Raw genomic sequence first — 25,587 nt, 5'->3', positions numbered from 1 at the left:
CGACCACCGAAAGGCACGCCATGCCTCATCAAGCGCCCACCGCCGCCGCGGGGGAGCAAGGGACCTTTGCTACCACTTCCGCGGGTGGAGGCGGTATTCCGGCCATCAGGCTGCGCGGGCTGCGCAAGGAGTTCGGCCAGGTCCACGCGGTCGACGGCGTCGACCTCGACATCCCGCCCGGCGAGTTCTTCTCCATGCTCGGCCCGTCCGGTTCCGGCAAGACGACCGTGCTCCGCATGATCGCCGGCTTCGAACTCCCGACGTCGGGCACGATCGAACTCCACGGCCGCGACGTCAGCCGCCTCGCGCCCTTCGACCGCGACGTCAACACCGTCTTCCAGGACTACGCGCTCTTCCCGCACATGACCGTGCGGCAGAACGTCGAGTACGGCCTTCGGGTGAAACGCGTCCCTCGCGCGGAGCGCCGTCAGCGCGCGAAGGAAGCCCTCGACACCGTCCGGCTCGGTGAGTTCGGGGAGCGCAAACCCGACCAGCTCTCCGGCGGCCAACGGCAGCGGGTCGCCCTCGCCAGGGCACTGGTCAACCGGCCGAAGGTGCTCCTGCTCGACGAACCGCTCGGCGCGCTCGACCTGAAACTGCGCCACACCATGCAGACCGAGCTGAAGCAGATCCAGCGCGAGGTCGGCATCACCTTCATCTTCGTCACCCACGACCAGGACGAGGCGTTGACGATGAGCGACCGCATCGCGGTGTTCAACGCCGGCCGCATCGAACAGGTCGGCTCACCGGTCGAGGTCTACGAGCGGCCCGCGTCGGCGTTCGTCGCCGGTTTCGTCGGCACCTCGAACCTGCTCAGCGGTGGCGGCGCCGAGAACATCATCGGCAAACCCGGTGTGTTCAGCATCCGCCCCGAGAAGATCCGCATCGACGCCGATCTCTCGAAATCCGCCGAGGTCGGCGAGACCAGCGCCACCGGCACCGTCACCGACACCGTCTACGCCGGCGCGACCGTGCGCTACGAGGTCACGCTCGACGCCGGTGGCCAGCTCTCCGTGGTCCGGCAGAACACCGCCGAACCCGCGGACTTCGAAGGCGGCCGTGTCCGCCTGAGCTGGCGGCACGAACACAGCTTCCGCGTCCCCGAAGCCGGTTAGTTCTCCCCTGTACCGAAAGGTTGTTCAATGAAGAACAGGAAACTCGCGCTCGCCGGCCTGCTCGGCGCCGGCCTGCTCGTGGCCGCCTGCGGAACGTCCGGATCCAGTTCGACCGCCGCCGCGCCCGGCGGACAGGGTTTCACCCCGCCGAAGCTCGACGCGCTCGCGCAGCTCGGCCAGCCGGAAGGCCAGGTCAACGTGCTGGCCTGGCCCGGCTACGCGGAGAACGGCTCCAACGACCCGGCCGTCGACTGGGTCACCGGCTTCGAGAAGGAGACCGGCTGCAAGGTCAACGTCAAGGCGTTCGGCACCTCCGACGAGGCCGTGAGCCTGATGAAGACCGGACAGTACGACGTCATCTCCGCCTCCGGTGACGCTTCGCTGCGGCTCATCGCGTCCGGCGACGTCGAACCGGTGAACACCGCGCTCGTCCCGAACTACGCCGACGTCTTCGACTTCCTCAAGAACCGCCCGTGGAACAGTGTCAACAATGTCTCCTACGGCGTGCCGCACGGCTGGGGGGCGAACCTGCTCACCTGGCGCACGGACAAGGTGACCCCGGCGCCGACGTCGTGGTCGGTCATGTTCGACGCGAACAGCCCGTACAAGGGCAAGATCTCGGCCTACGACTCGCCGATCTACATCGCCGACGCCGCGCTGTACCTGCAGACGCACAAGCCCGAACTCGGGATCAAGAACCCGTACGCCTTGGACGACAAGCAGTTCCAGGCCGCCGTCGACCTGCTCAAGCAGCAGCGCCCGATGGTGGGGGAGTACTGGTCGGACTACCTGAAGGAAAGCCAGGCGCTCAAGAGCGGCGACGCCGTCGTCGGCACCGCCTGGCAGGTGACGGTGAACCTGACCAAGAGCGAGGGCGCGCCGGTCGAGTCCGTGCTGCCGTCCGAAGGCGCGACCGGCTGGTCGGACACCTGGATGGTGGGCGCGAAGTCGCCGCACAAGACGTGCTCCTACAAGTGGCTGAACCACATCGTCAGCCCGAAGGCGAACGCCCAGGTCGCCGAGTACTTCGGTGAATCGCCCTCGAACCCGAAGGCGTGCGCCGAAACCAAGGACAAGAAGCACTGCGAGACCTACCACGCCGGTGACGCCGCGTACGCCTCGAAGATCCAGTACTGGACGACGCCGATCACGCAGTGCCTCGACGGCCGCACCGACGTCAAGTGCAAGGACTACGGCGAGTGGACCCGCGCCTGGACCGAGATCAAGGGCTGACCTCCCGAACTCCGGGAGCGGCCGGTGGGCCCCCACGCCGGCCGCTCCCGGTCCCATCCCACACCTGGTGGAGACGATGACGACCACCCTCGATTCACCGAGGCGGAAAGCCTCCGCCTACCTGTACCGCAAACCCAAGCTGCGCCTGGGAATCCTGCTCTCCGCGCCGATGCTGTGGCTCGGCCTGGCCTACCTCGGCGCGCTGGCCGCGTTGTTCGTGACCGCGTTCTGGAGCACCGACGTCTTCACCGGCCAGGTCGTGACCGAGTGGTCGCTGAACAACTTCGTCACCCTGTTCAGCGACGCGGTGTATCGCACGATCACCCTCCGGACGGTCGGGATCGCCGCGCTGGTCACGGTGGTCACCGCGATCATCGCCTTCCCGATGGCGTTCTACATGGCCAAATTCGCCTCACCCAGGGCACGGCGGCTGCTGGTGATCGCCGTCATGACGCCGCTGTGGGCGAGCTACCTGGTGAAGGCCTACGCGTGGCGGACCATGTTGTCGGGCAACGGGGTTCTGCACTGGCTGCTCAACCCGTTCGGCCTCGACACCCCCGGCTACGGCGTGCTCGCGACCGTGATCACACTGTCGTATCTCTGGCTGCCGTACATGATCCTGCCGATCTACGCGGGCCTGGAGCGGCTGCCGAACTCCTTGGTGGACGCCTCGGGCGACCTCGGCGCCCGGCCGTTCCGGACCTTCCGCTCGGTGGTGCTGCCGGTGACCTTCCCGGCCGTCGTCGCCGGCTCGATCTTCACGTTCTCGTTGTCGCTGGGCGACTACATCGCGGTGAAGATCGTCGGCGGCACGTCGCAGATGCTGGGCAACGTCGTCTACGACAACATCGGCGCGGCCAACAACCTGCCGTTCGCGGCGACCGTCGCGACCGTGCCCGTGGTGATCATGCTCGCCTACCTCGCCGCCGTGCGCCGCACGGGCGCGCTGGACAACCTGTAGGAGCGCGCGATGCGGCTTTCCCGGACGACCAAATACCTGCTGCTGGCCGCGCTCGTGCTCGGCCTCGGCGTCATCTACTTCCCGCTGCTGGTGGTCCTGCTCAACTCTTTCAACGCGGACACCACCTTCGGCTGGCCGCCGTCGAGCTTCACCCTCGAATGGTGGAGCCGGGCCGCGGAGAACGAAGGCGCGCTCAACGCGCTCGGCACGAGTGTCCAAGCAGGACTCGCGGCGACCGCGATCGCCCTGATACTCGGCACGATGGCGGCCTTCGCACTGCAGAAGTACCGTTTCTTCGGCCGCAACCAGGTGTCGCTGCTGATCATCCTGCCGATCGCGCTGCCCGGTATCGTCACCGGTATCGCGCTGAACAACGCCTTCCGCACGATCCTCGGCATCGACCTCGGCCTGTTCACCGCGATCGTCGCGCACGCGACCTTCTGCATCGTGGTGGTGTTCAACAACGTCGTCGCCCGCCTGCGGCGGATGGGCGGCAACCTCGAAGAGGCGTCGATGGACCTCGGCGCCGACGGGCTCACGACGTTCCGGCTGGTGACCTTCCCGATGCTGCGGTCGGCCCTGCTGGCCGGCGGTCTGCTCGCCTTCGCGCTGTCGTTCGACGAAATCATCGTCACGACGTTCACCCTCGGGACCGGGCTGGAGACCCTGCCGATCTGGATCCTGAACAACCTGTTCCGGCCGAACCAGGCCCCGATCGTCAACGTCGTGGCGGCGGTGCTGATCCTGGCCTCGACCGTGCCGGTCTATCTGGCGCAACGGCTTTCCGGCGACACGACGTCGGGCGGACGGCTGTAGACGGCGAAACGCCGGTGCGGCTCGAAAGCCGCACCGGCGTTTTCACGTTCACTCAGTAACGACGGTCTTCGATCGCTCCCGTCGATCCGTTGTAGGTGATGTAGCCGTACTGGAAGTCGCTGCGCTTGCCGGTCGGGATGTTGTACTCACCGCTGGTGGGGAAGCCGAGATACGATGTTTCCCAGCCGAGATCCCGCCAGCGCAGCCGGATCATCCCCTTGACCTCCCAGGCGACGTTCGTCCCCGCCCGCCAGTAGATCGAGTGATCGAACCCGCCTTGGCGGAAGTGGTTGTACTTACCCTTACTGCCCGGCGTCCAGGTCTCGTCGGTGATCGGGTAGCCGACACCGGTTTGCCAGCCGGTCGCCGCGAAGCGGTCGCGGATGTATCCATGCACTTCGAAGGCATCCGTCGACGGGGACCAATAGATCGAGCCGTTGCCGCTGAAGTGGGTGTACCGGCCGACGCCGTCCGGCGTGGGCACTTCGTCGGTGGTTGGGTAACCGAAGAACACCTCCCAACCCAGCGAACGCCACTTCTGCCAGATCCGGCCCATGACGTAGTGCGCGCCGGTCGCCGCGGTCCAGTAGATCGAGGCGTTGTTGTTGTTGAAGTGGTTGACGCGGCCGATACCGTCCGGTGTCGTCAGCTGGTCGCTGGTCGGGAAGCCGAGCGACCCGGCCTCGCCGTTGGTCGCCTGCCACTTCGTCCGGATCTCTCCGTAGATCGCCATGGCCCCGATGCTCGAGGTCCAGTAGATCGAGCCGACACCCGTGGTCGGCCCGCCCGTGAAGTCGTTGTAGCGACCGTTGTTCGCTCGAGCCACCAGCTCGTCCGTGGACGGAGAACCGAGGAACGCGTGCGCCCCGAGCGTGACGTACTTCGTCAGGATCTCCCCGGCGACTGCTTTGACGCCGTGCTGATCCGTCCAATACAGACGGCCGGAAGCGTACTGCTGCCAATGGCCGTCACCCTCGATGAGTTCCAGTCCCACCGGAGCGCCCATCAAGGTCCGGATAGGCGCCTCGTCCGCATAGCGCTTCTGGATGGGGGTCTGATACTCCGCGCGGAGGGTGAGCCCCGCGACGGGCATCTGGACCTGACGGACCGGCTCGGTGCTCTGGTTGTCCGGCCATTTGACGAAGTTCGCCGCGTCCAGGGATTTGGGGGGAGCGGAGATCTGGACGGGGGAGTTCACGGTCACCAGCCGGTTGGCACTCTCGTTCACCCCGATCTTGAGCCGCGCCGGGCGGGTGCCGGCGACGGCCAGCCGAGCCGTCCGAGGATTGACGGAGTACCGCTGACTCGTGATGACGCCTCGGCCGTTCTCCGCCGTCGCGGTGACCACGACACGGGTGTCGGTCTCGTTCGGGAAGGCGAACGAGAAGGTGGGGCCCGTGCCGGTACGCAGCGTGGTGTAATCGCAGGTGCTGCTCTGAGGACAGCGCATCCGGTCTGCCCGCCACTTCACGGCCAGCGGTCCATCGATGGGATCCTCGGCCGAAGAAACACCCACGGAGACAGTTTCGCCGCCGGAAAAGACGGTGTTCGGGTCAGGAGCCGCGAGCGAGAGCGTGGGTGTGGCTTCACCGGGAAGGAAGGTCTGGCTGGCGTTCGTCACCGCACCGTGCGCGTCGCTCACCGTGAGACTGACCGTCACCACGTCGCCGGTCGAGTAGGTGTGCTCCACGACCTGACCGCTACCGGTGGTGCCGTCCCCGAAGGTCCATTGGTAGTCGAGGGTGTCCAGGTCCGGGTCGCTCGACCCTCCCGCGTCGAGTGAGATCTTCTTCGTGTCCGGCGTCACGGTTCCGGTGAACGCCGCGAAGGGGGCCTTGTTCGCCGGCTTGTAGCTCAACCTGCGCAGTTTGGAAGATGCGGAGTCGGCCAGCACGACGTCGCCGTTCGGTGCCGTCAGAACGGCGACCGGATCGCCGATGTCGGAGGCGATCGCGTTGATCGCCTGGGTGACCTTGCCCCCGGCGTCGAACGCGAAAGTCGAAAGCGTGTGACCGCTCTTGTTGGCTACGAAATGAAGTCCCCGATAAATCTCGGGATACGAAGTCCCGGTGTAGGGAACTCCGCCGACGAGGGTATCCGTCGCGCCCTGGGTCGCCTCACTGATCGGTGCGGAGTTCGCGACGTTCGCGCACTCCGGGAGGTCGCGATAGCCAGGCGCACGCGTGGTCCCTTCCCAGCACGGCCATTTCAAGTTCTGGCCGGGGAAGGCGAGATTCGCTTCGCTGCGGGCCGCCCAGCCGATGTCGGTGACGACGACACCGCCTCGCGGATCCACCGCGATCCGGGGATCGCGCAGTCCGCTCGTGTAGTTGCGGCTGCGCCAGGACGCCGGAGCCCCCGGGTCGTAGAACGGATTGTCCACCCGGCCTTTGCCGTCCGTGCCGATGCGAAGCACCTTGCCTGTCGGTTGAGCGGGATCCAGTGCTCGCAGTGCGAACTTGTCCACATTGTCCTTGGTCGCACCGGCCGGAGCCTGAACTGTCGCGTTGTCCCCGACAGCGACCCAGAGGACGTCGCCGCCGGGATCCACGACGACGTCCTGGATTCCCTTGCTGTCGGCGTTGACCGGGAACTCCAGGACCGGGGCCTCGTCGGTGAGTCCCGTCGGGGCGCCCACACCCTCCGCCCGCCATTTGCTGAGGCGGAACACCTGAGTGGACGTACCGGTCGCGAGTGCCCGAGTGGTATAGACCGTTCGGCTGGTGGTGAAGTCCGGTGCCACCGCGATGCCGGTGAGGCCGAGCGAACCGGCGGTGTGCACCGGAAGTGAGGCGATCTGTACCGGCTGACCACCTCGCGGTACCAGCTGTACCGATCCCAGGCGGCCGGTGGTCAGCGCACTTCCGTCCGGGAGGTAGGCGGCGTCGGTGAGATCTCCGGCCTGCTGACCGGTGGGTGTGTCGATCAGAGCGAACCCCGTCGGGAGCGCCGGCGCGGCCTGTGCCGGGGGTGCCGTGGTGACCACGGTGCCGAGCAGCACCGTGGCGGCCGCGGAGACGACCAGGGATCTTCGAGTCCGCATTGGACCTTCCTTCTCCGAATACGGAGAGTGCCATGCGCGGAAAGTGCTCACGAACGCACAAAAAATCGCGTCGGCGCGACAGAGTTGCCCATTCTGTAACGCGACGCGACCTTCCGCCCCCAGCGCCCTCGTTTTTGACTTTGAGCACGCCGGACGCTAGCGGCTGGTCAGAGCGCCGTCATTCGGCCGAAAGTGTGATTCGGCCACCCCTGTCGAAGATTTGTGATCTAGCTCATCATCGGCTAACGCGCTAATCGAACTATCGAACTCATGATCGACCGCTGTTCGGTCATCCACGCGTGCCCATTCGACCACGGCCATTTGGCCCAAAATCGGCAAAAGGCCTTGCCGGACGTCTCGTCGCCCAGCAATATCAACTCGCCGACCTGCTCTCAAGGAGCCGAGGGCTGTCCTGGGTGGGCAGCCCAAGGGGGGAAGTCATGAAGCGGATCCGTCGTGGACCTGTCCTGCGCGCAAGACTCCGGGTGACGCTCGCGTTGCTGCTGATCGTCGCACTCGTGGCGACGCTGGGGCCGGCGGCTTCGCAACGGTTTCCGTCGTCGGACGAGGCGGGTGCGTCGGCTGTGGCGGACGCCCCGAAGCAGGAGTCGGGATCCGCGGAAGGCGTCGCGGACCGTCCGACCCCCGACAACGCCGCCACTCCCGCGGTCAATCGGGCGACGGCCACTTCACTTCAGTCGAAGTACCCGCCGATCGCCTTTCCCGAACCCGCCTCCGACAAGCGCAGCAGCGCGACGGTCGTACCGCCGCCTGCCGCCCAGGTGCGTGGTTTCGACGCGCAGGCCAGCAAGGAACTGCCGCAGCAGCGCACCACGCACAGCAGTGTTTACGACAATCCCGACGGTACGCAGACGACCGTCTACGGCCAAGACCCGCTGAACTTCCCACTGCCCGAGGGCGGATTCGGTCCCATCGACACCCGCGCCGTCCCCGATCAGGCAGGCGGCTGGCGCAAGGCGGGCGACGAGCTTCAGGTCCACATGGGACAGACAAGCGGCTCGATGCGGGTGAGCGACGGCGCCGGGCATGAGGCGGCCTTCAGCCTGCTGGGTGCGCGGGCGACGGCCGGGCACGCGGAAGGCAACGCGGTCGGGTACCCCGACGTTCTGCCGAACGCCGACATGCGGGTCGAGTTCACCGCGGGCGCGGCCAAGGAGTGGTTCGTCCTCAAGAATCCCGACGCTCCCCATGCCTGGGAGTTCGCGCTGGATCTGAAGGGACTCGAGGCGAGGATCGCCGATGGTCAGGTGGTCTTCGTCAATCAGGCCGGCGCCGTCGTCCTGCGTGTCCCGCTGGGTTACATGCTCGACTCGAGCCGTCAGGAAAGCGGTGAACCCGCGACCTCCTATGGCGTCACCTACCGGCTCGGAAGCCGTGATGGCAAGCAGATCCTCCGGGTGGAACTCGACTCCGCGTGGCTGCGGGACCCGGCAAGGGTCTACCCCGTGCGGGTCGATCCCACCGTGGTCAAGGAGTCGGTCAGCACCGGCAACCTAGTGGTGGAGAACGGCACTCGGTACACCAACCACGGCGAGTTGCGTATCGGCCGCAGCGGCGGCAAGACCGCTTCGAGCTACCTGCGCTTCGGCGGCATCGGCGGAGATCTGAAGGACAACCGGATCTTCGGCGCGCAGCTGCAGCTGACCAACTTCTGGTCCGGCTCCTGTACTCCCCGTCCGATGAGCGTGCACCCGGTCACCGCGGACTGGGGTTCCTCCGGAACACCCCCGATCGGCGGTGCGCTGGGTGGCGGGGTCTTCTCGCACGGGTACATGGCCCCCTTGGCGACCAGGTCGAACTGCCCGACCGCCCACGAACTGATCGACCTGGGCGTCGGCGGCCGGGAGCTCGTCCAGCAGTGGGCGGGCGGCGCTCCGAACCATGGTCTCGCCCTTCAGGCGCCGACGGACCCGGCGGCGTGGAAGCGCTTCACCGGCTTCGGCACGGCCAACCCCCCGCGTCTGTACGTGACTCACTCGCCTTACAACGCCGACTACCGCATCGACCGCGCCACACCGGAGCCGCCGGTCACCCGTACGGCCTCGGGCAAGGTCAAGATCACCGTGACGAACCGTGGGGCGCAGGCCTGGCCGCGCAACGATTTCGCGCTGGGTTACCGCGTCTACGACCGGAGTGGGAACCCGCTCGGCTCGCAGATCGCGGCCGAGCTTCCCGGTGACGTGGCGCGCGGAGCTTCCGTCACGCTCGACGCGGAGATCAAGGCGATCGGGGTGGGCAGCTATCTCCTCGACTTCAGCATGCTCCGCAAGCCCGGCGACTACTTCACCGATCACCAGGTCGCGCCCGCTCGTATCGGCCTCGACGTGTACGACGTGCCGCCGTTCATCAAGCAGCAATACCCGCTCAACGGCGCCTCGGTCCAGACGCTGACCCCGCAGTTGTGGGCGAGCGGTATCGACGTCGACCCGCCCGCGGGCAGCACTCTGAAGTACCGGTTCGAGGTTTGCGAAAAGGGCGCGGACGGCAACCCGGTCAACTGCTTCAGCTCGGCGCACCAGGCGAGTCCGACCTGGACGGTTCCGGACAAGAAGTTGTTCTGGAACAAGATCTACCTCTGGCGCTCGTTCGCGTTCGACGGAAACAGCGAAAGCGAAGCGCTGCCGTTCAGTGCCATCTTGAGCGCCGTCCCGCAGCCGGCGATCACCTCGCATATGGCCATGACTCCGCACAGCGGAACCGACCGCGACTTCGACCCGATGGTCGGCAACTACCACTCCAGTGCGATCGACGTCCAGATGCCGACGGCCGGCCCCGGCCTGAGCGTCATCCGGACCTACAACACCTTGGATCCCCGCCGCGACCACTGGTTCGGCACGGGATGGGCGACGAAGTACGACATGCGCGTGGCCCGGGACTACGCGGGGAACGCCCTCGTCACCTATCCCGACGGCCAGCAGTTGAGGTTCGGGCTGAACCCGGACGGCACCTACGCGCCGCCGCAGGGCAGGTTCGCCGGTTTCAAATCCGAGCCGGACGGCGGCTGGTCGCTGACCGACAAGTCGGCGACCACGTATCGCTTCGACTCCGCGGGCAAGCTGACCGGTTACACCGACGGCGTCGGGCGCGGCGTCAGGATCTACTGGGAGGGTGACGCGCTCACCCGTGCCCTCGATCTGGCCAGCGGGCGGCAATTGGTCTTCCTGATCCAGGATCGCAAGGTCGCCGAGGTGTTCGCGACCGAGGTCAACGGCCAGATCCGGAACTGGAAGTACTCCTACGAGGGCAACCGGTTGCGACAGGTCGAAGACCCCCTGGCGAACATCACCCGGTACGACTACGCCGATCAGTCCAGGTTCCGCACGGTCGTCAATGACACGGCGCCGGACGGCTACTGGCGATTGGGTGATCAGAACGGCGAAACAGCCGTCAGCCAGGTGGCGCTCAACCGGGGCAAGGACAACGGCAAGTACAAGAACGTCGTGCTCGGCGCGGCGGGAGCAGTGCCGGGTTCGGCCGACACCGCGGCGACCTTCAACGGGTCGACCTCGGTGCTGCAACTCCCGGACGGGGCGATCAAGAAGAGCAGGGATCTCTCGGTCGGGCTGTGGTTCAAGACCAGCGGTGCCGGTGTCCTGCTGGGCTATCAGCAGAACGAGATCTCGGGTTCGCTGCAGAACGCCTACACCCCGGCGTTGTACGTCGGGACGAACGGAAAGCTCTACGGGCAGTTCGCGGACGGCACGACCGCGCCGATGAGCACTTCCGGTGTGGTCAACGACAACAAGTGGCATCACGTGGTGCTTTCCGGATCGCTGGCGACACAGTGGCTCTATCTCGACGGTGTCCAGGTCGCGACCAAGCAAGGCGTGATCGATCACGGCAACCAGACCAAGACGTACGTGGGCGCCGGCTTCGTCTCCGGTAACTGGCCTGCCAAGCCCAGCAACGACCACGGGTACTTCGCCGGGGCGATCGACGAGGTGGCCGTCTACACCAAACCTCTAGGGGACAACGCGGTCCGCGAGCAGTTCCAAGCTGCTCAGCCGTCCGAAGGGCTCAGCAAGATCACTCTGCCCAGCGGCAAGATCGCCGCCGAGGTGGAATACGACACGGTCAGCGAGCGGGTGAAGAGCTACACCGACCGCAACGGCGGGGTCTGGCGGCTCGGCGTGCCGGTGATCACCGGTGAAGAGAACAATCTGATCCGCACCGTTCAGTTCACCGATCCAGGAAACCGCAGCCACACCTTCGACTACGACCCGGTTCGGGGCCGGATTCTGCGGACGGTCACCCCGCTGGGGCTCGGCGTCCGTCCGGAAGACCAGGCCGGGCAGCCCGCGGGGGAAGTCGGCTACGGGATCCGAACCTACGACTACGACGACGAAGGCAACCAGAACACCATCGTCTCCGAGAACCTCAATGAGGTCACGCTCGGATTCGACCAGCGGGGTAACGTCATCAGCAAGCGGGCCTGCCAGATGCCCGGCCGCTGCCAGACCGAATATTTCGGCTACCACTTCAGCCCGGACAACCCGCTCGATCCGCGTAACGACAAGGTCGTCTGGAGCCGGGACGGAAGGTCCACGAACGCCGAGGACAACCGGTATCTGACCACGTATCTCTACAACGCCAAGGGCGACCTTCTCAGTCAGAAGATGCCCGACGGCGGCGAGGTCGTGCACAGCTACACCACGGGTACCGAGCAGCCGCTCGACAACGTGGGCGTCCCGGTTCCGGCCGACCTGTTGCTGTCGACGGTGAGCGCGACGGGGGAGAGCACGAACTTCCGGTACTACAGCACCGGCGATCTCGGTGAGATCCAGCAAGCGTCCGGAATGCGGACTCGATTCGTCTACGACGCCGCCGGACGGCGGACCTCTTCCACGATCTATGTGGACGCGTACCCCGACGGCATCACGACCACCTACGAATACGACGCGCTTTCGCGCGTGAAGGCCGAGACAGGGCCTGAGACCACGAACGCCGTCACCGGTGTCAAGCATCGTGCCCGGACGGTCACGTCCTACGACAAGGACGGGAACATCGAGCGCGAGGAGGTTTTGGACCTCGTCGGCGGTGACCCTTCCCGCGTCACCACTCGTGAGTACGACGATCATGGCCGTCTCGTGCACCTCGTCAACCCGGAGGGCAAGGGGACACGGTACGGCTTCGACGTCTTCGGCAACCGGATGTTCGAAATCGACGCGAGCGGTGTGAAGAAGTCCTACGCCTATACGGCTCGCAATGAAGTCGCCGAGGTGCGCCTGCACGGCTGGCACGGTGGCGTGGTCGACCCTGCGGACGGGGACGGCCGCCCGGGTGACGGGGAAGGGGATACCGATCCGGCGAACTCGAAGCCGACGGTGCTCGAGTCCTTCCGGTACGACGAGTCCGGACGACAGATCCTGCACGTCGACGCGATGGGCCGTACGACGCGGAACAACTACTACGCCAACGATCTGGTCGCTCAGGTCGTCGCGGAGGGCTACAAGGATCCCGTCACCGGTTACGTTCGAGACCTCGTGCTGGAGAACAACAGCTACGACGGCGCCGGGAACCTGACCAAGCAGACCACGGCCGGAAACCGGACCACGACCTACGACTACGACACGGTCAACAGGCTCACACAGTCGATCGAAGACCCCGGCGGACTCGATCGCAGCACGAGGTTCACCTACGACCGCAGCGGCAATGTGATCCGCACCGAGAAGTCCGGTAATCCCTCGAACACCGGTGGCGGACAGGTGAACACCCTTGAGGTCACCGAATTCGAATACAACGCCTCCGGCCAGCGAATCAAGCAGACCGTCCACAATGGTCAGGAACGGCTGATCACCAGCTGGGACTACGACGAACGCGGGATGCCGGTGTCCGTCACCGATCCTCGTGGGAGCCAGTCGTCGTCCCAATACACGACGACGATGGCGTACGACCAGCTGGCCAGGCCCATCCGGGCCACCGGTCCGCGAGTCCGCACGGAGTCGAACGGCGGCGCGCCGGTGGACGCGCAAGCGACCATGATCACCGGCTACGACACCTTCGGTTCGGTCACGCACACGAAGGACCCGCTCGGTCGCGTCACCACGGCCGAGTACGACAAACTCGGGCAGCTGGTGAAGGCGAGCCTGCCGTCGTACACGCCGCCCGGCGCCACGGCGCCGATCACACCGACCAAGGAGATCCGGTACGACGCCGTGGGGCGCGTGATCAAGCAGATCGACGCCCGGCAGCACGCGACCGAACTGCGGTACGACCAGCTGGGAAGGCTGCTTGAGCGGCACGACCCGCAGGACAACGGCACGGCCGCCGGTGTCTGGAAGTACTCGTACACGATGACCGGCCTGCCCCTGTCCGCGACTTCGCCGACGGGTGCCCGGGTCGAAGCGACCTATGACGAACTGGGCCGCAAGGCCACGTCGACCGCGGTGGAGCGGTTCCCGACGCCTGCCGCGTACACCACGAAGTACCGGCACGACGACGCGGGCAACGTGGTGGCGGTCGAGAATCCGGCCGGCGAGAAGAGCCTGAACACCTACGACAAGCTGAACCAGCTGATCACCGCGGTCGACCCGGCCGGGGTCACCACCAAGCGGGGCTATGACCGGCAGGGCAGGCTGGTCCGGGCGAGCGACGGCGCGGGCGCCACGAAACGGCTCAACTACGACCTGGCCGGGCGCGTGATCTCCGAGTTCGACGTCGACGGCCAGTGGACCGGCTCGCAGCCGCTGTTGCGGGAGCGCAAGTTCACCTACGACCCCGCCGGCAACATGCGGACGTCGGAGGACTGGGAAAAGCGGGTCACCACGTTCAGCTACGACGCGGCGAACCGGCTGTCCAGCCAGATCGAGCCCGTCGCGGACGGGAAGACGATCACGACGTCATTCGGCTACGACGCGGCCGGAAACCGCACCAGGTTCACCGACGGCCGATCCAACAAGACCGTCTTCACCTACAACAGCCTGAACCTGCCGGAGTCGGTGGTCGAGCCGTCCACCGCCGCACATCCCGCGCCGGCCGACCGGACCTGGACGCAGTCCTACGACGCCACGGGCAACGCGACCCGGCTGACCGCGCCCGGAAACGTGAACCGCGACCGGACGTTCGACGCGCTGAACCGGATGCTCACGGAGACCGGCTCGGGCGCCGAGACGCAGACCACCGGCAAGGCGCGGACCTATGACGCCGACGGCCGTGTGCGGGTGGCAGGAAGTAACGCGTACACCTACAACGACCGCGGTGGTCTGCTGACCGCGACCGGTACCTCCGGCGCGTCATCCTTCGAGTACGACAACGCCGGGCGCGTCATCACCCGGAAGGACGCCGCCGGCACCACCGGTTACGGCTACCTCAAGGGCCGTCTGGACTCCGTGACCGACGGCGCGACCGGCGGCAAACTGACCTACGGCTACAACGAAGCAGGCAAGGTCAAGACGATCGACTACGGCGCCGGTCGCGTCCGGACCTACGACTACGACAACCTCGCACGGCCGAAGTCCGATGTCCTGAAGGAAGCGAACGGCACGGTCCTATCGTCGATCGCCTACACCTACGACCCGAACGACCGGGTCAAGACGAAGACGACCGCGGGGTTGGCCGGCTCCGGTCAAAACAGCTACTCGTACGACTTCCAGGGCCGGATGCTCTCCTGGACGGACCCGTCGGGTAAGTCGACCGAGTACGGCTGGGACGACTCGGGCAACCGAGTCAAGGCGGGTGACAAGAACGCGACCTACGACGAGCGGAACCGTGTCCTCGCCGACGGCGACTACACCTACGCCTACTCGCCGCGCGGTTCGCTGAGTTCACGCACGTCGTCCGGCATGGAGGAGAAGTACTCCTTCGACGCCTTCGACAGGCTGGTCAAGTTCGGCACGACCGAGTACACCTACGACGACTTCGACCGGCTCGCCACCCGAGGCGGACAGAAGTTCTCGTACGCGGGCATGGAACGGGACACTGTCAGCGACGGCGTCTCGCGCTTCGGCCGCGGTCCGGATGGCTCTTTGGTGTCGCTCTCGCAGGGAGCCGATTCCCGGCTCACGCTTTCCGACCGGCACGGCGACGTCGTCGGCGCGCTGGCGCCCGCGTCGGGTGGCGTCGTCGACTCGACGGCGTACGACCCGTACGGCAAGCGGATCGCGTCGACCGGTGCCTCGCGGACGGTCGGTTTCCAGGGCGACTGGACGGATCCCGACAACGGGAACGTCAACATGGGGGCGCGGTGGTACCTGCCGGGTTCCGGCACGTTCGCTTCACGCGACAGCATCGAGCTCCCGTTCTCGCCGTCGATCAGCGCGAACCGGTATTCGTATGTGCTGGGTTCGCCGCTGAACTACTTCGACCCGGACGGCCACGGCTGGTTCAGTGACCTGTGGGACAAGGCGGGCACGATCGTGCACACCGCCCTGGACGTGGCGGGCATGATCCCCGGCATCGGCGAGATCGCCGACCTCGCGAACGCCGCGATCTACGCCGCTGAAGGTGACTGGGAGAACGCCGCCTGGTCGGCGGCGGGCGCGATCCCGTTCGGTGGCAACGCCGCGACCGCGGCGAAGTGGGCTCGAAAGGCGGGCGACTTCATCGGCAACGGCCGGCGGGCGGGCCGCCACGCCGACGACGCGATCGGCCTCGGCCGTCGCTATGGCGATGATGTCGCCGGCGCCGCTCGCCGGGGTGTTGATGATGCTGCGTCGGCTGCTGCTCGGAAGGCTTCTGCTGTTGCGGCTGCTCGTAAGGCGGCTGCCGCCGCCGCTGCGGCCGCGGCTCGGCGGGCCGCGGCGATCCTGGCGAAGAAGAAGGCGGCCGCGGCCGCAGCGCGGGGTGCCGCGGAGCGGACGGCGAAGCGGAATCCGATTCCGACGTTGAAGGCGGCTTTGAAGCCGGTGTTCAAGGGGACGGATCTGGTGTCGTCGTCGCCGTTGACGCCGGCTCGGGTGGTGCAGGCGTTCAAGGCGGATGTGCAGGATTCGGGTCGGGTTTTCGATTTCTTCAAGAAGCAGGTGGTGGGGGACGGGAACGTCGTCCAGAACGTCGCGGAGACTGTGACGGCGGTGTCGGAGGTTGCTCAGTCGGGGGCTTCTCCTGATGATCTTTTGTCCGCTCTGGGTGGTTTGGCTGGGCGGAACAAGAGCCGGGGTAAGCATCACGACGAGTCGTCGAGCGGTTCGGCTACGAGCTGTGTGTCGAAGAACAGTTTTGATCCGAACACGCTGGTGGTGATGGGTGACGGGTCTCGTAAGCCGATCAAGGATGTGAGGGTCGGGGACAAGGTCCTGGCGAAGGATCCGACGACGGGGCGTACTGCGGTTCGGGTGGTGACGGATGCCCGTTCGCATGCGAGTAAGCGGACTCTGGTCGAGGTCGGTGTCGCGAGCGGTGCTGATCGTGGGTCTGTGGTGGCGACGGATGAGCATCCGTTCTGGGTGGAATCGGAGAAGCGGTGGTCTCACGCTGTTGATCTGAAGTCCGGGTATCGGTTGGAGACCGGGGATCATCGGGACGCCACTGTCACGGGGACGCGGTCGTGGTCGGAGGTGCGGCGGGTCTACAACCTGACCGTCGACACCGACCACACGTACTTCGTTGTCGCAGGTCAGACGCCGGTTCTCACGCACAACTGCGACCTTTCTGGCAGAGCGAGCGAAATCCATGAAGCGGAGCCCAACGAGTTCATCAGAAACAGGGTCAGCACCGTTGCGGTAGTGCAGGCGAACACTCCACATGGCCGGGTCAACGTCGTGGCGGGTTCCGGAGATGGTTTGACGCCCGCTCAGATGTCGGCTGTCAATCGGAGCGAGATCGTCGCGGATAACATTCCCGGCACCCACGCCGAACAGAACGCACTGCTGTTCATCAACGAAATGGGGTGGACCCCCGCTGCAGGCGGTACCTCAAGGAACGTTTGCCGAGGCACCTGTGGTCCTCTGATTCGAGGCACCGGCGGTAGGATGATGGGGCAGGTGTACCCAGGCAACGGTGTCACCACAACTCGTCAGAGGAGCTTTGAGTGGTAGTCGATACTGAGGTCGTGGCGGCACTCCAAGGTCAATCGCGATCTCAAGTGAATGCCTTCGTGGCAGGTTGTGCCGAACGGATGTCGCAGATCTTTACGGGAATTCGTGGCGAAGATCGCTCGCGCGTGGAAGATGTCGAGCTTTTTTTGCGGATCTTGGATGATCTTTGGGATTTCGACGCTTCGCAAGAGCTATTCAATGAACATCTTAATCTGCTGGACGAATTTCCGGAGATTTCATCCGCTGATGAGGTTGTCGATGTGGCTGAGATTTATTGTTTCTATTCAGTTCTCAGTCTCAGATATGCGGTGCTCAGTCGCGCCGGGGGTGGTGTCGACTCGGCTCTCGAGTGCGCACATATCGGCCTGACCGCGATGGGGCAGTTGGATCAGAACCTTGCTGGCGCCGAGTACTTTGTGCAGGAGGGTGAAGGTCAAAGCAGAGAGGCTGGTGTCTCTCTGAGGAAGGGGATCGAGCAGGGCGAGATCGAAGGCTTGAGGAACCTGAACCGCGAGATCGGTCGCGAGCGGCTGATGGCTATTCTATCGCGAGCAAGGTGACGGCCACGCCTCTGATGGTGATCAAGAAGCATGTGATCGGGGACGTTGTCCTGAACGTCGCGGAGACCGTGTCGGCGGTGTCGGAGATCGCTCAGTCGGGTTTCTCTGCCGATGATTTGCTGTCCACTCTGGGTGGTCTGGTTGGCTGGAATAACGGGGCGGGGTAAGCATCACGACGAGTCGTCCGGCGGTTCGGCTACGAGTTGTGTGTCGAACAGTTTTGATCCGAACACGCTAATGGTGTGCGAGTCAGCGGACTCTGGTGGAGGTCGGTGTCGCGGGTGAGGCCGGTCGTGGGTCTGTGGTGGCGACGGATGAGCATCCGTTCTGGGTGGAGTCGGAGAAGCGGTGGTCTCACGCTGTTGATCTGAAGTCCGGTCATCGGCTGGAGACCGGGGATCATCGGGACGCCACCGTTACGGGGACGCGGTCGTGGTCGGAGGTGCGGCGGGTCTACAACCTGACCGTCGACACGGACCACACGTACTTCGTTGTCGCAGGTCAGACACCAGTCCTCACCCACAACTGCGGCCCAAGCGCCGGTCACACCGAGATGTATGTCGCGGGGCGTCCTGGTACGGACACCACCCCGCAGGACCCTCTCCCCGCGAGCGCAGTGGTCACCAGGGGAGGAAATCTCCAGGACGGCAACTACCATTACGTAGTAGCGCCGGGTGGTTCAGTGAGAGCATTTCACGAAAGCGTCTTCGACGGTGGCGTGTGGGCGGGGCATACGAGCCTCTCTGGCGGTAAGCCTGTAGCCATGGCTGGCACATTTGACGTATCAAATGGATCGATTACCGAATTCGGCAACTTCTCTGGCCATTATAAGCCGAATGGAGCTGGTATGGCATTGGTGGCGCGAGACGCCCTGAGTAAGAATGGCTTCAACGTTAGTAGAGCAAGGTGGGATCCCTTCAATTTTGGATGAAACCTCGTTCGTCCGGTCCTGCTCGTCCGAAGGGGTGGGCAGGACCGGACGAGTGACTTAATTGTTATCTTCCGAATTCAGGCTTCGCGCAACGACAATTAGCCGCCGAAGTTGTTCAGCTGAAAGCGAGCTTGCAATAGAAACTAGCTCGCCGATTTCAGTTGAATTGCGGTAAGGCTTGGCGGTGTTTGAGGATTGACTTGTTGCAATACCGGCGATTATGAGCAAGTCGGCTTCGGGTATGTTCAGCACTGGTGCGATATCCTTTACTGTTTCCGGCGATGGTGAAACAACTCCATTAAGTAATTGAAGAATGGTTGATTCGGCCCGTGCCGAAGCTCGACTAACAGCTCGGGGCGACAATTCACGGTTGTCCATTAGGCCCTGCAAGATATCGGCAAACCTTTGAGTCATCCTTGTATCTTACTGAGAATGTCACTTACGTGGTGTGTCTGTGGCTTCGAGGATGAGGACGGTCAGATCCCTCTTGGGATCCGACGACGGGGCGTACTGCGGTTCGGGTGGTGACGGATGCCCGTTCGCATGCGAGTAAGCGGACTCTGGTCGAGGTCGGTGTCGCGAGCGGTGCTGATCGTGGGTCTGTGGTGGCGACGGATGAGCATCCGTTCTGGGTGGAGTCGGAGAAGCGGTGGTCTCACGCTGTTGATCTGAAGTCCGGGTATCGGTTGGAGACCGGGGATCATCGGGACGCCACTGTCACGGGGACGCGGTCGTGGTCGGAGGTGCGGCGGGTCTACAACCTGACCGTCGACACCGACCACACGTACTTCGTTGTCGCAGGTCAGACACCCGTGTTGACGCACAACTGCGGTGACAGCAAATCGTCGCATCTCGTTAGAAAGGGCGATGACCCCGAGGTTCCGGAGCTCGTCGACGAGATCAACAGTCGTAATCGGAGCACGTTGTGGCTCAAGGTATTGCTATCAATCGCACTGACGGCAGCACGTTCACAGACTTTGATGTCGTGACTCGAACCGCTGTTGTTCAAGTCAAAACCGGCAATGGCAAGTGCACTGTCCCAAGCGGAGGTCGCATAGGGGCCTACTGACCTTCCTGTGATTGTGTACCTTCCACAAGGACGAGGTAGCGTGTTCAAGAGTCTCGAAAAAGCTGGATTTATGGTCACTCGGGACAAGAACGTCTTGATGGATGTTCTTAGGCCTTAGCGCTAGCTGTTGGTTGAGGCTTGAGATGAAGAAGAAGGAGTCAGGGTGCGTCCGACCATTGTCCTGATCGCAGGCTTGGATTCTCGACGTGAACTCGAGGGTCGGTTGCGGCGAGCGGGATCATATACCGAAGGGGATGTCTTCGATCACCTTGACGTGGGTGAATGTCGATTCGGTATTGATTTATCAGATCGCGTACTATCTGATTACGATGAATTAGAGTTGAAAGAAATAGCCGACCGACTTGGTGAATTTGGTTCAATTCTTTTAGAGTATTCGGACGTGTCATGCCTACGTCCGCTTCTTAAAGTCGTACTCGTGGGCTTGACTGGTATTCTTGACACAAATTTTGGCGAACTTATCGACTATGTTGAAGTTCTGGAGCGGTTTGACCGGGAATCTTCCTGGGACTGGAGTGTTCTCCGGTCTGATTGAGAGTTTACTTATCGTGCGCATTTCTGGAAGTTTCTTCGGTATCCAGGGTTCCGAGTTGGGCGGCGTTAAGGTAGGGGTAGGCCTTTTTGCATATTGGGTTCTTGAACTCGATATGTCACAGTTGGTGCCAGTCTGGAATTGGTAAGCGCCCTGACAGGAATCCCGACTCGGGGAGTCTTGGTCACGTCGACCGAAGGATTCCTCTCCAGCCTGGAGTGCCGGCGGCATCCGGATCCGCTACGGCGTGACCGGCCGCCTCCATCGGTCTTCCTGGTCCTCGCTTCAGTGACTCGGGCAATCGAGGGCATATCGAGGCTAAATGGTGACTGATGCCCGTTAGTATGCGGGTAAGCGGACGTTGGTGGAGGTCGGTGTCGCGGGTGAGGTCGGTCGTGGGTCTGTGGTGGCGACGGATGAGCATCCGTTTTGGGTGGAGTCGGAGAAGTGGTGGTCTCACGCTGTTGATCTGAGGGCCGGTCATCGATAGGAGACCGGTGATCATCGGGATGCGATCACCGTTCGCAGTGCCACGGGTGCGCCAGAAGCGGCGTGCTTGTCCTGTCAGAGTGTTCTTGTTCGGCGTGGAGCGACAGACCTATCAAGGTGAAAGGATGAGCGGGTCGGAGCTGGAAAAATTCCTCAGATCGTGTGGCTGGGAGGGGGCTGGATTTCACTGTGAGACGGATGCCGTTGTGGCGGGTCTGGAGCGTGTCGGTTTCACCTGCCATGAGGAGGCGAGGAAGTTCTTGGGTGAATATCTTGGCCTAAGGATCGATCATCTCCCAGCCCTCGTTATCGCGGGGGAGAGGATCTCAAGTTGGACGAATTTTGATCCGTCCGTGGTCTGCACCACCCGTGATGCAGGCGTGGCGCGCCGATGCACAGAGGTGACTGACACCCCCCTATTCCCGATTGGCGCGGACAGCTTCCATCTGACCGTTTACTCGGGAAGCGACGGAATGTTCTATGCAGGGTTCGATTCATCGGTCTATCAATATGGGGAAGATTGCAACGCGATGTTCTCGATGATGAAGGCTGGAATTCGACCAATTGCGTTGGGTGAGTGGACGATTCAGTGAGAAGGATGCGCGGCAGTCCCTGATCCTTAGGTGTCGTCGCGCGGAAAGAGATAATAGGCCGGTGTTCTCAGGCTGGAAAATCGAGATTGTCGAGTTTGGTGACCTTGTACAAGATGATGACGACGTTACTCCTCAAGATGAGGATGAGCGTCGCTGGAATCGGTGCGTCGAACTGGCCGATTTAGTTGACTGGCGATGAAGGTCCAACTGGAGTCGCGGCGATTGTTTCTTCCCTGAAAGTCGAGGAAGACTACGGTGCGTACCAATCGGCGCAAGCGGCTTTGCGGCGATTCCCGGATGAAGATTTAGGATTATTCGGCGCTTTCCTTGGGTGCGGTATTAGGAAGTAGTGAGAAGAATTTGATGTCACCCACGGGCGGGGCGATGGAGTACGTAGACAGCGAGCATGTCCAGGACTGGGTTGATTCCGGGAAAGCGAAGCGAATCGGAGCCGACCTTTGTCGAGCCTTCCATGAGCATTTGCTCCGCTTTCCTTGGCTTCCTTCCAGGGTGGATTGGGCCAGGCTGGGGCATGTTGCTATCGACATGTCGGAGCTTGACGACGCGGCGATTGTGGAGCGAGTAAGAGATTCGCCGATGGGTGTCCATTCGCATATTTTGATCATGTACACGCCTGACCAAGACGGCCTCGTCTGTCGTTTCGAAGATGCGATTGGCAACCTCGATCTTCTCTATTGGAAATCGCCGGGCGTTCGCTACTTTTGTGGCGTGGACCTGGCTGGCTTCTCTGATGAAAAGAAGCTAGTTCCGTCGTATTCAAATTTTGCGGAGTATGACGGGTCGGCTAAGATCACGGTATGCCTTTCTGGGGCGCCTACTGCTTGACCTGCCTTTGAGATCGCGGTCGCGTCAGGTGAGCGCGATCTCGACTAGGGTTGTAATAGTAGTCGGGCCTGGCGCTCGTCGAATACGTGGATCGACCGATTACCTCAGTCGGAATGAATCCGTCGCTTCCCTCAGTGCCGCCAGCATCCCCGGATCCGTCACCGCGTGCCCGGCAGCCTCCACCAGCTCCAGCTTCGAGTCCGGCCAAGCTCGGTGCAGTTCATAAGCCGTCGCCGGCGGGCACACCGCGTCGTACCGCCCCTGCACGATCACGCCGGGAATCCCCGACAGCTTCCCGGCTTCCCGGATCAACTGCCCTTCCTCAAGCCACGCCCCATGGCAGAAGTAGTGCAGCGCCAGCCGGGCGAAGGTGACCGCGAACTCCGGCGACGCGTACTGGTTGTGGAAGGCGGGATCCGGGCGCAGGCAGACGATCGCGCCTTCCCAGGTGCTCCAGGCGATGGCCGCACGTTCCCGGATCGCCCGATCGGGGTGATAGACGAGCTCGCGGTACGCCGACAGCGGGTCGTCGCGGCGGTCTTCGGGGATCGGCGCGAGGAAGTCTTCCCACTCGCGGGGGAAGAGGTTCGCGGCGCCGCCGTTGTAGATCCAGTCGAGTTCGCCGCGGCGGACGGTGAACACGCCGCGCAGGATGATCTCGCTGACGCGGCTCGGGTGGGTTTCGGCGTAGGCGAGGGCGAGCGTCGCGCCCCATGAGCCGCCGAAGAGCTGCCACTGGTCGAGATTCAGCCGTTCGCGCAGCTTTTCCATGTCCGCGACGAGGTGCCAGAGGGTGTTGGCCGACAGGTCGACGTCCGGAGTGCCGATATGCGGAGTGCTGCGCCCGGCGCCGCGCTGGTCGAACAGGATGATCCGGTAGGCCTCCGGGTCGAAATGCCTCCTGGCCATGGGAGAGATGCCGCTACCAGGGCCTCCGTGCAAAACGACCACGGGTTTGCCGTCCGGATTCCCGGCTTCCTGGCAGTAGATCCGGTGCCCGTCGCCGACGTCGAGCATGCCCTCGGCGCGCACCTGGATCGGCGGGTACAGGTCATCCATAAGAACACTCTGCCCGAATCGGCGAGTGTTCGAAGGGTGGGGGCCCGCCCCCGCCGCCGGGCTGAGCGGGCCCCCGGTCTTCGGTCGCGTCAGCAGCCCGCCGTGGCGGCCACGTTCGCGAATCCCTTCCCGGCACCGGTCACCTTGTTGCTCGCGCAGACCTTGTCGCCCGTCGCGGCCTTCACGAGATAGAAGCCGTACGCGTAGCTGGACTGCACGTCCGCGGTGTTGCCGGAGAAGGTGTTGCCGCGGCCCCAGCCGTCAAGCTGGACATGGACCTCGAAGCCGCCGTAGGTCGCGTCGTGCACGAAGACCTTGCTGCCCCGGTTGTCCGCGACCACGTAGTTGTTGCCCTTCATGTCCACCCAGCTGTCGGCGAAGTGCTCGCCGCTCTGCCCGGTCCCGTCGAAGACGTTGCCGCGCAGTTCGCCGCCGGTGGTGCCTTCCTTGATGTCGATCGACTCGGCTCGCACGTTCGGGCCGATCTTGTTGTTCAGCGCCTTGTTCCGGTCGCTCCGGTCGGGCGTGCCGCCGGGCCAGTTGCCCTTCGCGGAACCGAAGTAGATGCCTTCGCCGTAGCCCGCGTACTCGCGGCCGGTGTCGGTCACCTCTGAGTTCTTCACGACGTTGTCGGTGCTCGTGTACTGGAAATGGATGCCCTCGTGGCCGACACCGGCGACCTTGATGCCGTCGACGACGGTGTTCTTGACGCCCGTCGCCATCAGGCCTTTCTGGCCACCGGTGAGGGTGAAGCCGGTCAGGTTCCAGTGGCTGCCGGTCAGTTCGAGCGTGCGCCCGGCCGAGGCCTTGATGACCGCGCTTCGCGGACCCTTCAGCGTGATGCGGCTGCTGGACGTGCCGCTCTTCGCCGCCTTGAAGTTGCCCGTGAAAGTCGTGTCGGCCGCGAGTTCGATGACGGTGCCTGGAGTGACCGAAGCGAGCGCCGCCGTGAGCTGCTCCGAAGTCCCTACGCGGACCGTCGCGGCCTGTGCCGGGTACGCCGCCAACGTCGACAGCAGGGCCGCGCCGGCCGCAACGGCCAGAACCCGCTCACGAACACGCATCCGTGGTCCTCCTCGTCGAGGGATCGAAATTCGGTCGTGGCGGCGACGGGCTAGACGTTAAGCCTCTTTACGAATGAGAGTCAAGGACATGATTGAAGTTCATATACGTGAACAACTAAAGGAGGGTCGCCAAGCAAGGACCGCCTGGAAAGAGAGCGAGGGACCTTTGCTACCGCGGGCGGCGGGAGGGGATGAGAGGCGTTGACCCGCGTGTCGACTGTGTGGATTTTGGTGCGTTGGATGACCCGAAACCCACACGGTCACAGCGCGAGGGAGCAAGGGACCTTTGCTACCGCGCTCCCTCGGCGGGAGTGGTAGCAAAGGCCCCTTGCTCTCTTTTTGCAGGTCAGGGGTGGGTCAGTCGTGGAACGAGTGCTCCGGCGCCGGGAATTCGCCTCGCCGGACGTCCTCCGCGAACGCGGACGCGGCTCCGGCCAGCACGCCGGCGAGGTCGGCGTACTTCTTCACGAAGCGAGGCGTCTTGCCGCGCCGAAGCCCGGCCATGTCCTGCCAGACGAGCACCTGCGCGTCGCAGTCCGGCCCGGCGCCGATGCCGACGGTCGGGATCTTCAGTTCGTGCGTGATCCGCTTCGCCGCTTCGGCGGGCACCATCTCCATGACGACCGCGAAGGCGCCGGCCTCCTCCAGGGCGAGCGCGTCGGCGAGCAGCGCTTCGGCCGCTTCGCCGCGCCCCTGGACGCGGTAGCCGCCCAGATTGTGTTCACTCTGCGGCGTGAATCCGATATGTCCCATCACGGGGACACCGGCCGACGTCAGTGCCTCGACGTGCGGAGCGAATTTCCGTCCGCCTTCGAGCTTCACCGCGTGCGCGCGGCCTTCCTTCATGAACCGCACCGACGTCTCGAGCGCCTGCTGCGGTGAAAGCTGATACGAACCGAACGGCAGATCGGCGACGACCAGGGCCCGCTTCACCGATCGGGTGACCGCGCGGACCAACGGAAGCAGCTCGTCCACGGTCACCGGAAGCGAAGTGTCGTAGCCGAAGACGTTGTTCGCCGCGGAATCCCCGACGAGCAGCACGGGAATGCCTACTTCGTCGAACAGCGCGGCGGTGTACATGTCGTAGGCGGTGAGCATCGGCCAGGCCTCGCCGCGCTCCTTCATGTCGCGAAGGTGATGTACGCGGACCTTCTTCCCAGATGTGGCCTGGGGCGCCGCGCCGGTCCCGTACGGGGCGGTGAGCTCGCCGGAATCCTTTTCGGTGGCAGACATCCTTGTCGACCGTCCTTCCCTCGAGGCCTC

At 64.2% G+C, this 25,587-nt stretch carries 16 protein-coding genes and 1 pseudogene; 12 read left to right on the top strand and 5 right to left on the bottom strand.

From position 1 onward, the window contains the following. The first annotated feature begins 20 nt into the window (after positions 1 to 20). From ACSMFO_RS35310 to ACSMFO_RS35295, 4 genes are all read left to right on the top strand, one after another. Positions 21 to 1,115: an ABC transporter ATP-binding protein gene (locus tag ACSMFO_RS35310; protein ID WP_436461997.1), complete on the top strand. Its 1,095-nt coding sequence runs from the start codon at positions 21 to 23 to the stop codon at positions 1,113 to 1,115. A gap of 27 nt (positions 1,116 to 1,142) precedes the next feature. After that, positions 1,143 to 2,348, top strand: coding sequence for an ABC transporter substrate-binding protein (locus ACSMFO_RS35305; protein ID WP_073847580.1), 1,206 nt, complete (start codon positions 1,143 to 1,145; stop codon positions 2,346 to 2,348). A 76-nt stretch (positions 2,349 to 2,424) separates the two neighbouring features. After that, entirely contained in the window at positions 2,425 to 3,309 is an 885-nt protein-coding gene (locus ACSMFO_RS35300; protein WP_038518829.1) for an ABC transporter permease, read from the top strand. 9 nt (positions 3,310 to 3,318) lie between these two features. Continuing rightward, a complete protein-coding gene (locus ACSMFO_RS35295) occupies positions 3,319 to 4,125 on the top strand; it encodes an ABC transporter permease (RefSeq protein ID WP_038518826.1) in 807 nt (268 codons plus the stop codon). 52 nt (positions 4,126 to 4,177) lie between these two features. On the opposite strand, the gene ACSMFO_RS35290 is transcribed toward ACSMFO_RS35295, so the two are convergent. Then, positions 4,178 to 7,168, bottom strand: coding sequence for a PQQ-dependent sugar dehydrogenase (locus ACSMFO_RS35290; RefSeq protein WP_436461974.1), 2,991 nt, complete (start codon positions 7,166 to 7,168; stop codon positions 4,178 to 4,180). 440 nt (positions 7,169 to 7,608) lie between these two features. Here ACSMFO_RS35290 and ACSMFO_RS35285 point away from each other — a divergent pair, with 440 nt between their 5' ends. From ACSMFO_RS35285 to ACSMFO_RS35275, 3 genes are all read left to right on the top strand, one after another. Beyond that, positions 7,609 to 17,163, top strand: coding sequence for an RHS repeat-associated core domain-containing protein (locus ACSMFO_RS35285; protein ID WP_436461973.1), 9,555 nt, complete (start codon positions 7,609 to 7,611; stop codon positions 17,161 to 17,163). A 14-nt stretch (positions 17,164 to 17,177) separates the two neighbouring features. Next, positions 17,178 to 17,723, top strand: a complete 546-nt coding sequence (locus ACSMFO_RS35280; protein WP_436461972.1) for a hypothetical protein — start codon at positions 17,178 to 17,180, stop codon at positions 17,721 to 17,723. A gap of 262 nt (positions 17,724 to 17,985) precedes the next feature. Beyond that, positions 17,986 to 18,654 carry a polymorphic toxin-type HINT domain-containing protein gene (locus tag ACSMFO_RS35275; RefSeq protein ID WP_436461971.1) on the top strand — a complete coding sequence of 223 codons (669 nt, stop codon included), beginning with the start codon at positions 17,986 to 17,988 and terminating at the stop codon, positions 18,652 to 18,654. A 57-nt stretch (positions 18,655 to 18,711) separates the two neighbouring features. Here ACSMFO_RS35275 and ACSMFO_RS35270 read toward each other — a convergent pair whose 3' ends face one another. After that, positions 18,712 to 19,068, bottom strand: coding sequence for an XRE family transcriptional regulator (locus ACSMFO_RS35270; protein WP_436461970.1), 357 nt, complete (start codon positions 19,066 to 19,068; stop codon positions 18,712 to 18,714). A gap of 89 nt (positions 19,069 to 19,157) precedes the next feature. Between ACSMFO_RS35270 and ACSMFO_RS35265 the strand changes: the two are divergent. From ACSMFO_RS35265 to ACSMFO_RS35245, 5 genes and pseudogenes are all read left to right on the top strand, one after another. Beyond that, a pseudogene (locus ACSMFO_RS35265) lies at positions 19,158 to 19,643 on the top strand (polymorphic toxin-type HINT domain-containing protein); the annotation flags it as partial. Between the two features lie 243 nt (positions 19,644 to 19,886). Then, positions 19,887 to 20,276, top strand: a complete 390-nt coding sequence (locus ACSMFO_RS35260) for a hypothetical protein (protein WP_436461969.1) — start codon at positions 19,887 to 19,889, stop codon at positions 20,274 to 20,276. 494 nt (positions 20,277 to 20,770) lie between these two features. Continuing rightward, the gene (locus ACSMFO_RS35255) at positions 20,771 to 21,355 is read left to right on the top strand and encodes an SUKH-3 domain-containing protein (RefSeq protein WP_436461968.1); all 585 of its coding nucleotides are present in this window, start codon (positions 20,771 to 20,773) and stop codon (positions 21,353 to 21,355) included. Positions 21,356 to 21,416: 61 nt separating this feature from the next. Next, entirely contained in the window at positions 21,417 to 21,554 is a 138-nt protein-coding gene (locus tag ACSMFO_RS35250) for a hypothetical protein (protein ID WP_436461967.1), read from the top strand. A gap of 164 nt (positions 21,555 to 21,718) precedes the next feature. Next, positions 21,719 to 22,201 carry a hypothetical protein gene (locus tag ACSMFO_RS35245; RefSeq protein WP_436461966.1) on the top strand — a complete coding sequence of 161 codons (483 nt, stop codon included), beginning with the start codon at positions 21,719 to 21,721 and terminating at the stop codon, positions 22,199 to 22,201. Positions 22,202 to 22,300: 99 nt separating this feature from the next. On the opposite strand, the gene pip is transcribed toward ACSMFO_RS35245, so the two are convergent. The 3 genes from pip to panB form a co-directional block, all read right to left on the bottom strand. Then, positions 22,301 to 23,260 carry a prolyl aminopeptidase gene (gene pip, locus ACSMFO_RS35240; RefSeq protein ID WP_436461965.1) on the bottom strand — a complete coding sequence of 320 codons (960 nt, stop codon included), beginning with the start codon at positions 23,258 to 23,260 and terminating at the stop codon, positions 22,301 to 22,303. An 89-nt stretch (positions 23,261 to 23,349) separates the two neighbouring features. Further along, positions 23,350 to 24,324, bottom strand: a complete 975-nt coding sequence (locus ACSMFO_RS35235; protein ID WP_436461964.1) for a hypothetical protein — start codon at positions 24,322 to 24,324, stop codon at positions 23,350 to 23,352. A 357-nt stretch (positions 24,325 to 24,681) separates the two neighbouring features. Then, positions 24,682 to 25,557, bottom strand: a complete 876-nt coding sequence (panB, locus tag ACSMFO_RS35230; RefSeq protein WP_063276161.1) for a 3-methyl-2-oxobutanoate hydroxymethyltransferase — start codon at positions 25,555 to 25,557, stop codon at positions 24,682 to 24,684. Between the last annotated feature and the right edge of the window lie 30 nt (positions 25,558 to 25,587).

Origin of the sequence: Amycolatopsis sp. w19 (assembly GCF_051373225.1) — a bacterium.
GTDB classification, from domain to species: Bacteria; Actinomycetota; Actinomycetes; order Mycobacteriales; family Pseudonocardiaceae; genus Amycolatopsis; species Amycolatopsis japonica.
This window is presented reverse-complemented; position numbering and strand designations above follow the sequence as displayed.

Excerpts from the sequence above, each read along its gene's own strand:
- ACSMFO_RS35310 (WP_436461997.1), top strand. The coding sequence starts at position 21 with ATGCCTCATCAAGCGCCCACCGCCGCCGCGGGGGAGCAAGGGACCTTT.
- ACSMFO_RS35305 (WP_073847580.1), top strand. The coding sequence starts at position 1,143 with ATGAAGAACAGGAAACTCGCGCTCGCCGGCCTGCTCGGCGCCGGCCTG.
- ACSMFO_RS35300 (WP_038518829.1), top strand. The coding sequence starts at position 2,425 with ATGACGACCACCCTCGATTCACCGAGGCGGAAAGCCTCCGCCTACCTG.
- ACSMFO_RS35295 (WP_038518826.1), top strand. The coding sequence starts at position 3,319 with ATGCGGCTTTCCCGGACGACCAAATACCTGCTGCTGGCCGCGCTCGTG.
- ACSMFO_RS35290 (WP_436461974.1), bottom strand. The coding sequence starts at position 7,168 with ATGCGGACTCGAAGATCCCTGGTCGTCTCCGCGGCCGCCACGGTGCTG.
- ACSMFO_RS35285 (WP_436461973.1), top strand. The coding sequence starts at position 7,609 with ATGAAGCGGATCCGTCGTGGACCTGTCCTGCGCGCAAGACTCCGGGTG.
- ACSMFO_RS35270 (WP_436461970.1), bottom strand. The coding sequence starts at position 19,068 with ATGACTCAAAGGTTTGCCGATATCTTGCAGGGCCTAATGGACAACCGT.
- ACSMFO_RS35245 (WP_436461966.1), top strand. The coding sequence starts at position 21,719 with ATGTCACCCACGGGCGGGGCGATGGAGTACGTAGACAGCGAGCATGTC.
- pip (WP_436461965.1), bottom strand. The coding sequence starts at position 23,260 with ATGGATGACCTGTACCCGCCGATCCAGGTGCGCGCCGAGGGCATGCTC.
- ACSMFO_RS35235 (WP_436461964.1), bottom strand. The coding sequence starts at position 24,324 with ATGCGTGTTCGTGAGCGGGTTCTGGCCGTTGCGGCCGGCGCGGCCCTG.
- panB (WP_063276161.1), bottom strand. The coding sequence starts at position 25,557 with ATGTCTGCCACCGAAAAGGATTCCGGCGAGCTCACCGCCCCGTACGGG.